We start from the raw sequence: 9,505 nt of genomic DNA, 5'->3' as shown, positions 1-9,505 counted from the left end.
CATTAGAAATGCAGTTATACAACATTTTTTAACTTTTTTTAATTAAACTTTTCTTGTAATTTATTCAGGATATTCAATTCTTAAATGATAAATATTCTTTAACTTCTTCTTTAGCACCTTTTTAATGGTTTGTAATTCTTTAAAAGTAATATCGGCATTCATAAATTGACCATCTTCCATTTGCTTATTCACAATTTTTTCAACTAATAAATCAAATGTTTGTACTGTTGGTTCTTTTATACTTTTTGATGCTGCTTCTACAGAATCGCACATCATTAATATTGCTGTTTCTTTTGAAAAAGGAATTGGACCCGGATATTGGAAATTTTTAATAGCTACCTCTTCTCCACTTAACTCTTCTTCCTTCTTAAAGAAATAATAAACTAAAGTAGTTCCGTGATGAGTTCTAATAAAATCAATTATTCTATCAGGTAAATGATTTTTTTTAGCCATCTCTACACCTTTAATAATATGGTTTATTATTATTTGAGCACTATCCTTTGGTGTAAGCTCGTTATGTGGATTTACATTGGTTGACTGGTTTTCAGTAAAAAACATTGGGTTATCCATTTTACCAATATCATGATACAATGCACCAGTTCTAACTAACATCGAATTTGCATGTATTTCGTTAGCACAAGCTTCAGCTAAATTTGCAACTTGTAATGAGTGTTGAAATGTTCCAGGAGCTTTTTCTGCTAATTCATGTAATAATTTAGAGTTAGTGTTAGATAGTTCTTTTAATGATTCATCAGAAATTAGTCCAAACATTTTTTCAAAAATATAAATCAATGGTAATACAAATAACGTAGCTGCTCCATTTAATGAAAAATATAAAAACTTATCCCAATCTAAATTTTGGGCATTTCCTTCTTGTATAATTGAAAAAGCAAAATAAGCTAGAAAATAAACAAATGTTATTTGTAATACTGAAATAAATAAATTTGCTCTTTTATAGAGTTCAGAAATCGTTAAAATAGTTACTATTCCTGCAATTATTTGAAGAAAAATAAATTCGAAACTATTTGGCACAATAAAACCAAGTAGCAGTACAGTTAAAACATGTGTAAACAAACCTAACCTTGCATCAAAAAAAGCTTTTAAAACAAGTGGTAATATAACTATAGGAGCTATATAAATATACTTAACATCATACTTCGCAATTAATGTTACTAAAAGAATAATTAAAATAATATTGAAAAATATAAAAGTAACTTTATTATTATTTTCAAATATTTCTATTCTATATTTTCTTAAAAAAAGTAATAACATTAAAAAAGATAATGCCACCAAAATAGTATAACCAAAAACAATCCAATTATAATTAGATTGACTCCACACTTGCGATTCAAATTCGCTTTTTATGGAATTTAATTTCATTAAGTTTTCTCCTTCAACAATATCACCTTTAAAAATAATACGCTCTTTTTCAGAAACCAAGCCTTTTGTATACGAGATTTTACTTAAATTTTCTTGAAGCACTTTTTCAGTAAAAATTTTATCATAACTAACATTTGGTTTTAATCCTTCATATATAATATTTAAAATGCTATTTTCTTCCTGTGTATAAGGCTGAGCGCCTATAATTGAATTAATATACGTAAGAATTTGTGAAGGTTTATAGAGTTTATAAGGTTGAATATTTTGAATTTTATTCCCTTTTCTAATTGTAATTTCCCTTTCAGCAGGAATTTGATAATCTGATGCTTCTAAATAGCCAAACTCATATATATTATCTATAATTTTTATTGCTTTTCTTTTCAAATCAGCTTTATCAACCTCCGAAATATTCGAATTTGATAATAATAGTGTGCTTTTATCTAAAATTAAATTCTTTACTTTAAATACAATTTCTTCATTATATTCAAAAAATAGTTTTGAATTCTCTTTTATTTGGGCTGTTTCAATTTCAATTTCATCAACAGATTTTTTTATAGCAAAATCAAATGGAGCATAATAATTTTCATATTGCCAAGGTTTCCCTTTTTGAAATTCATACTTAAATTGCCCTCCTTTCGGAAAAAGGTATACAATTAAAACTATAGTTACTATGTATAAAAATAGTTTATAAATTAATGAATGATTTACTAGTAATTTATTTATGAAGTTTTTCACGAAGTTCGCATTTGCATTCCAAAAATAACATTTTTTATGTTATTTACATTTGCAATCTACTTTATTTTTTAGGATATCCTCTAATCTTTCTGGTGTATTACTTTTTATCCAGCTTTTATAGTTTGTATATTTAATTTTTTCATGAATTTTATCTGTTTTAGATAAAATCCCTTGCAATGTAGTATTAGGTTGAATTTTAAGTTTCGAAATCTCATCAAAAATTACCTCAACTTGTTCATTTACTTGTGTTCTAACCTCACTATTATAATTTGTTAACCATTTTTCTAATGCATCTTCTGTTAAATGCTTATCAATAATTAAAGCAGTCATTTGTTTTCCATGGCGTTTAGATTCCTGAATATTTCCTCTACCAGTAACAGCATTACCTACGGCAAAAACATTCTCAAAGCCAGCAACATGATAATCAGCTTTTTTTCGCATTTTTAAGGATGAGTATTCGTACTCAAGTCCCTCCAACTGCTCAGGAACACTTCCTATTGAAGAAATTAACATTTCAGTTTTTAATTCAAATAAACTATCTTTTATAGGCTGAAATTTTCCCTTTTCAATTGTTATATGATGAAAAACAACTCCAGTTAATTTATTGTTTTCTTCACTAAAATTTATAGGTATACTTAATGGAATAAATTCAAATAAATACTTTTCTATATACTTATTTAACAATTTTTCTGAAACTAATTTAGCCGCTTCAATACTTTCCTCACTCTCATTTTTTGGTGGTTTTAAAGGCATATCCTTAGCTGTTCTCCTATATACAAGTCTTGCCTTTTTTAAACTTAATTCTTCAAATGGAATTGAATGTTTTTCTAACGTTTTTTGTATACCTTCCTTTTCCAAAGTAAACAAATCTACATCGATACCTTTTTTAACAAATAAATACTTTTTAACAAGTTCAATCATCACAATTTTCACAACATCTAGTGATGCCAATCCTCCTCCAATTACAACTGCTCCACCTTTAATAAAGTAGTTTTTACCCATAAAATCATGCTCATGTTTATGATTAAACCAATTGATAAATGAGTTCTGATAAATGAGTTCTTTATCTAAAAATTTCTCAATAGATCGTATTGGTAAAGCTCTATCCTTCCAAGAACCATTTGCAAGTATAATTGCTGAAAAACCCCAATTTTTAAGCAAATCAAAAAATTCAATATCACTACCTATTTTAGTTTTAGGTACAAATCTAATATTTGGGTGGTTTAATTTTTTATCAATTTCTTTAATTTGTCTATTTCTAAGGTTTACATGCCATTTTGGCAAACCGTCTTCAATTTTACCATAAGGTAATTCATTCATATCAAAAACAACAACTCTAAACCCTTTTTCTGCCAATAAATTTGCTGCTTCAGAGCCAGAGATAGAACCTCCAATTACAGCTACATAATGTTTATTAAATGCTTTATTCAAGCCCATAACTTGTTGTGTTTAAATATCTAATGCAAATTAGGGAACTTATAATTTTATTGTGTAATGAATATTACACAAAATAAACTCTATTTTAAAGCCATTAAAATTGCATTAATTTACTTAAATTCGCATAAGAAATATTCTAAGAATTAAATATGAAAGAAGTTGTAATTGTATCTGTTGCTAGAACACCTATTGGAAGTTTTTTAGGAAGTTTATCTAGTATCTCGGCACCGAAACTTGGTGCTATTGCCATAAAAGGAGCCTTAAATAAAATAAACTTAGATCCACAATTAGTAGATGAAGTTTTAATGGGAAATGTTGTATCAGCTGGTCTTGGACAAGCTCCTGCACGCCAAGCAGCTATTTTTGCTGGAATCCCTACTACTGTGCCTTGTACAACTATAAATAAAGTATGTGCTTCTGGTATGAAAGCTATTATGATAGCTTCCCAATCTATTAAATGTGGTGATGCTGAAATTATTGTGGCTGGCGGTATGGAAAATATGAGTAGTATCCCTCATTATGTAGCAGGAAGAAAAGCAACTAAATTGGGGAATATTAACATGTCTGACGGTATTTTAGTTGATGGTTTAACCAACGTTTACGATCAAAAACATATGGGAACATGTGGAGATTTATGTGCTTCAGAATACCATTTTACAAGAGAAGATCAAGATAATTTCGCTATAGAATCTTATAAAAAATCAGCAAAAGCTTGGTCAAATGGAAATTTCGAAAATGAAATTGTACCCGTAGAAATTCCTCAAAGAAAAGGTGAACCCATCATTTTTTCTGAAGATGAAGAATACAAGAATGTCAAAATGGAAAAAATTCCTACTTTACGCCCAGTTTTCTCAAAAGATGGTACAGTTACAGCAGCTAATGCTTCAACATTAAATGATGGTGCCGCTGCATTAGTTCTTATGAGTGCTGAAAAAGCTGAAGAATTAAACTTAAAACCAATAGCTAAAATAAGTGGTTATGCCGATGCTTCACAAGAACCTGAATGGTTTACTACAGCTCCTGCAAAAGCTTTACCTTTAGCTTTAGCTAAAGCTGGAATAAATCTAGACAACGTAGATTATTTTGAATTTAATGAAGCTTTTTCTGTAGTTGGCTTAGCCAATATTAAAATTTTAAATTTGAATGCTGAAAAAGTCAATGTAAACGGAGGTGCTGTTTCTTTAGGTCATCCTTTAGGTATGTCTGGCGCAAGAATTATTATTGCCTTAACTTCTATTTTAGAACAAAACAATGCAAAAATTGGTGCTGCAGCAATTTGTAATGGAGGCGGTGGTGCAAGTGCAATGGTAATTGAAAGATTATAATTTATTTATATGCACTACGGAATTTGTAATTTAAGTATTGTTCCTGTTAAAATTGAACCAAATAATAGTAGCGAAATGATTTCGCAATTATTATTTGGTGAACATTTTAAAATAATTGAGATACGTAAAAATTGGAGTAAAATTAGAGTTGCTTTTGATAACTATGAAGGTTGGATAGATACTAAACAATTTGAAGAAATTACAGAAGAGATTTATATAAAAATTCAGAATTCAGATTCAACTTATGCAAATGAATTAATAGATTTTGCTACTGATAAAAATGATAATTTTATTACAGTTTCACTAGGTGCTTCATTGCCTTTTTATTTTAATAAAAACTTAATTATAAATAATACTAGTTTTCTTTATGAAGGTGATATAATTTCTAAAAAACAATCTAAAGAAACTATTATTAAAGTTGCTTTTAAATACCTAAACGCGCCTTATTTATGGGGTGGAAAAACTCCATTTGGTATTGATTGTGCTGGTTTTACTCAAATGGTTTATAAACTTTGTGGTTATAAATTATTACGTGATGCAACCCAACAAGCAACGCAAGGAGAGGTTTTAAGCTTTATTGAAGAAAGTGAGCCTGGGGATTTAGCCTTTTTCGATAATAGCGAAGGAATTATTACACATGTTGGTATAATTATGAAAGATAATTATATAATTCATGCACATGGTAAAATTAGAGTTGATAGAATTGATCACAGTGGTATTTTTAACATAGATACACACAGACACACTCATAAATTAAGAGTTATTAAAAAAATTATATAAAAAAAGCTCACAAATGTGAGCTTTTTTTATATAACCTATAGAGTTTATTTACCCTTTTAATTCATCATAAACAGCTCTAATTGCTTTTAACTTTTCAGTCATTTCTAAGTTCTCATATAAACCCATTAATGTTTGAATTACACTAATATTTGTAGCGTCAATCTCATAAGCTTTTTCATAAAAAGGAACCGCTTGTTTATATATTTCAAATTGTTTAGCTTGTAATTTATCATATTTATCAAAATCTGATAAACTTTTATTCATTTCCTCAATAATTGGATTTACTTTTTCAATCATAGCTGCACCAATATTATTATACGCATCAGCATAATCGGGTTTTAATTCAATAGCTTTATCAAAGTAATTAATTGCTTCGTCAATTTTTCCTTGATCCATATTCATTACCCCAACATTATAATATAAAGTAGGATCTGTTGGGTTTAAAGTAATAGCTTCTTCTAAACGCTCTTTAAATTTATTATTATCTCCTAATTTATAATAAACATTTGCTTCATCAATTAACAAAGAATAGCTTTTTGGAAATTCTTTTCTACCTTCAGCAATTACCTCTAATGCTTTTGAATAATTTTCTAATACTGAATAATCTTGAGCTAAATTTTTAAAAATAAATTCTCTTCGAGAATCTTTTGCTTCTTCTCTTGGATTTTCTGCAAGTCCTAATTTAACTTGTAAATCCATTGCTTTTTTATCATTAAAAGTAATGTCTTTACCATCTTCTTTATTTGTTGCTTTATAAATTGTAGTAATACCTGTGTAATTTAAATCTAATAATTTTTGATATAATTTTTTTGAAGTTTCATAATCTTTACCAAAATAATATATCAAAGCTGCATTATCTAAAAAAGAAGTATCTCTAGGGCTTAAAGAATATACTTGATGAAACTTTTTTGCAGCATTCATATAATCAGCTGGTTCTTTAGTTTCTGATGCCAAACTATAATCACTAGATGCTTTTTCAGCAACACTACTAATTAACTTGTTTAATAATGCACCAAACTCATTTGTATATTTTTGTTTAGTCTCTTTTTCATAATCAATTAATTTATTAAAAGCTTCACCTACCTTTAATATGTCTGCATTTTCTGAACCATTTTGATACAACGCTTTTCCTTTTAAATAATAGAATTTAGCTGTTGTTTTTTGATCTGCATTTGCAATTAAACCTTCAGCTTTATTTAATGCTGTAGTTGCTGCTACAAAATCATTAGCTTTAATAGCCTTTTCAGCGGTCTTAAGTTCATTTTTTTGTCCAAATACTGTCACACTTATAAATAAAGCTGACAGAATTAATAATTGTTTTCTCATTTTAATTGGTTTATTCTTGATTTGTATTCTCTTCGTTATCATTTTCAATTTCCGTGCCATTTTCTTTTTCGTCTAATTCTTCTTCTTCTTCTTCTTCATGTAATACTTTTGCAACTGCTGCAATTGAATCGTTATCTTTAATATTAATTAATTTTACACCTTGTGTTGCTCGTCCCATAACACGTAAATCTGCTACAGCCATTCTAATTGTAATTCCTGATTTGTTAATAATCATCAAATCATCTTCATCAGTGACATTTTTAATAGCTACTAAACTACCTGTTTTTTCAGTAACATTAATAGTTTTAACGCCTTTACCTCCACGATTGGTAATTCTATAATCCTCTAAACTAGATCTTTTACCGTATCCTTTTTCTGAAACTACTAGTACATTACTTTCATTATCATTTACAGCAATCATTCCTATTACCTCATCTTTAGCATCTTTTAAACGAATTCCTCTTACACCTGAAGCATTTCTACCCATTGGACGTGTTTTACTTTCTTCAAAACGAATTGATTTACCCGATTTTAAAGCAATCATAATTTGACTATCTCCAGTTGTTAATTTTGCTTCTAAAAGTTCATCGCCTTCTCTTATAGTAATAGCGTTGATACCATTAGTTCTTGGACGAGAATATTGTTCTAATGAAGTTTTTTTAACTTGACCATTTTTAGTTGCCATTATAATATAATGACTGTTTACATATTCTTCATTTTTTAAGTCTTCTGTAACTAAGAAAGCCTTAACAGCATCATCTTGTTCAATATTTACTAGGTTTTGAATTGCTCTACCTTTTGAAGTTTTTCCTCCTTCAGGAATTTCATAAACACGCATCCAAAATACTTTTCCTTTTTGAGTAAAGAAAAGCATATATTGATGGTTTGTACCTATAAATAAATGCTCAAGGAAATCTTCATTTCTGGTAGCCACCCCTTTATGACCTCTACCACCTCTATTTTGAACTTTATATTCATCTAAATTAGTTCGTTTTACATAACCTGCATGTGAAATTGTTACCACTACTTTAGAATTTGGAATCATATCTTCAATAGATAAGTCTCCACCAGCATATTCAATAACAGATCTACGTTCATCACCATATCTATCTCTTACAGCTACTAATTCTTCTTTTATAATAGTGTAACGTCTTACTTCATTTGATAAAATATCTTTTAAATCAATAATTAACTTCATGATATCTTCATATTCAGCACGCAATTTATCTTGCTCTAAACCAGTTAATTGACGCAAACGCATTTCAACTATGGCTTTTACCTGAATTTCAGTTAATTCAAAACGTTTAATTAAATTTTCTCTAGCTTCATCAGCATTAGAAGATGCTCTAATTATTTTAATTACTTCATCAATGTTATCACTAGCAATTATTAAACCTTCAAGAATATGAGCTCTAGCCTCTGCTTTTTTAAGTTCAAATTCTGTTCTTCTAACAACTACTTCATGTCTGTGTTCAACAAAATAATGGATTAGTTCTTTTAAATTTAATTGTTGCGGACGACCATTTACAAGTGCAATATTATTCACACTAAACGATGTTTGTAAGCCTGTATATTTGTAAAGTTTGTTTAAAACTATATTTGGTATTGCATCACGTTTTAAAATGTAAACAACACGCATTCCATTTCTATCAGATTCATCGCGAATATTGGCGATACCTTCTAATTTTTTATCGTTAACTAATTCAGCAGTTCTTTTAATCATTTCTGCCTTATTAACCTGATAAGGAATTTCTGTAACAATAATGCACTCTCTTCCTTGAACTTCTTCAATAGTTGCTTTAGCACGCATTACAATTCTACCCCTACCTGTTTCAAAAGCTTCTTTTACACCTTCATAACCATAAATAATACCTCCTGTTGGAAAATCAGGTGCTTTTATGTGTTCCATTAACTCAGAAATCTCAATATCTCTATTTTCAATATAAGCCAATGTTCCATCAATAACTTCAGTTAAATTATGAGGTGCCATGTTTGTAGCCATACCAACTGCAATACCTGAAGCTCCGTTTACTAATAAATTAGGAATTCTAGTTGGTAAAACAGTTGGTTCTAGCAATGTATCATCAAAATTTAATTTATGATCTACAGTATCTTTTTCAATATCAGAAAGCATGTCTTCTGATATTTTACGCATTCGTACTTCTGTATAACGCATTGCTGCAGGGCTATCTCCATCTACAGATCCAAAGTTACCTTGGCCATCAACCATCATATACCGTACGCTCCATTCTTGAGCCATACGTACCATTGAATCGTAAACAGATGTATCACCATGTGGGTGATATTTACCTAATACTTCTCCAACTATTCTAGCTGATTTTTTATAAGATCCTGTTGCTTTTATTCCTAATTCGTGCATACCAAACAAAACCCTTCTATGCACTGGTTTTAAACCATCTCGTACATCTGGTAATGCTCTTGAAACAATTACTGACATTGAATAATCAATGTAAGCAGATTTCATTTCATCTTCAATATTAATTGGTATCAGTTTTTCTCCG

General features: G+C 29.0%; 6 protein-coding genes. 2 read left to right on the top strand and 4 right to left on the bottom strand.

Features of this window, described 5'->3' with window-relative positions; translation table 11 throughout:
• Positions 1 to 60 precede the first annotated feature (60 nt).
• Both QM495_RS05875 and QM495_RS05870 read right to left on the bottom strand, forming a co-directional pair.
• Positions 61 to 2,115: an HD family phosphohydrolase gene (locus QM495_RS05875; RefSeq protein WP_408671182.1), complete on the bottom strand. Its 2,055-nt coding sequence runs from the start codon at positions 2,113 to 2,115 to the stop codon at positions 61 to 63.
• A gap of 39 nt (positions 2,116 to 2,154) precedes the next feature.
• The gene (locus QM495_RS05870; protein ID WP_408671181.1) at positions 2,155 to 3,552 is read right to left on the bottom strand and encodes an NAD(P)-binding protein; all 1,398 of its coding nucleotides are present in this window, start codon (positions 3,550 to 3,552) and stop codon (positions 2,155 to 2,157) included.
• A gap of 149 nt (positions 3,553 to 3,701) precedes the next feature.
• On the opposite strand from QM495_RS05870, the gene QM495_RS05865 reads away from it, so the two are divergent.
• Both QM495_RS05865 and QM495_RS05860 read left to right on the top strand, forming a co-directional pair.
• Complete coding sequence (locus QM495_RS05865; protein ID WP_408671180.1) at positions 3,702 to 4,877, top strand: acetyl-CoA C-acyltransferase; 1,176 nt, start codon at positions 3,702 to 3,704, stop codon at positions 4,875 to 4,877.
• Positions 4,878 to 4,886: 9 nt separating this feature from the next.
• Positions 4,887 to 5,657, top strand: coding sequence for an NlpC/P60 family protein (locus QM495_RS05860; protein ID WP_408671179.1), 771 nt, complete (start codon positions 4,887 to 4,889; stop codon positions 5,655 to 5,657).
• Between the two features lie 48 nt (positions 5,658 to 5,705).
• Here QM495_RS05860 and QM495_RS05855 read toward each other — a convergent pair whose 3' ends face one another.
• Together QM495_RS05855 and gyrA are read right to left on the bottom strand one after the other, a co-directional pair.
• A complete protein-coding gene (locus tag QM495_RS05855; protein ID WP_408671178.1) occupies positions 5,706 to 6,983 on the bottom strand; it encodes a tetratricopeptide repeat protein in 1,278 nt (425 codons plus the stop codon).
• A 10-nt stretch (positions 6,984 to 6,993) separates the two neighbouring features.
• The coding region (gene gyrA, locus QM495_RS05850; protein ID WP_408671177.1) for a DNA gyrase subunit A at positions 6,994 to 9,505 on the bottom strand (2,512 nt) is incomplete at its 5' end.

This window comes from Lutibacter sp. (genome assembly GCF_046055765.1).
Taxonomy (GTDB): Bacteria; Bacteroidota; Bacteroidia; order Flavobacteriales; family Flavobacteriaceae; genus Lutibacter.
This window is presented reverse-complemented; position numbering and strand designations above follow the sequence as displayed.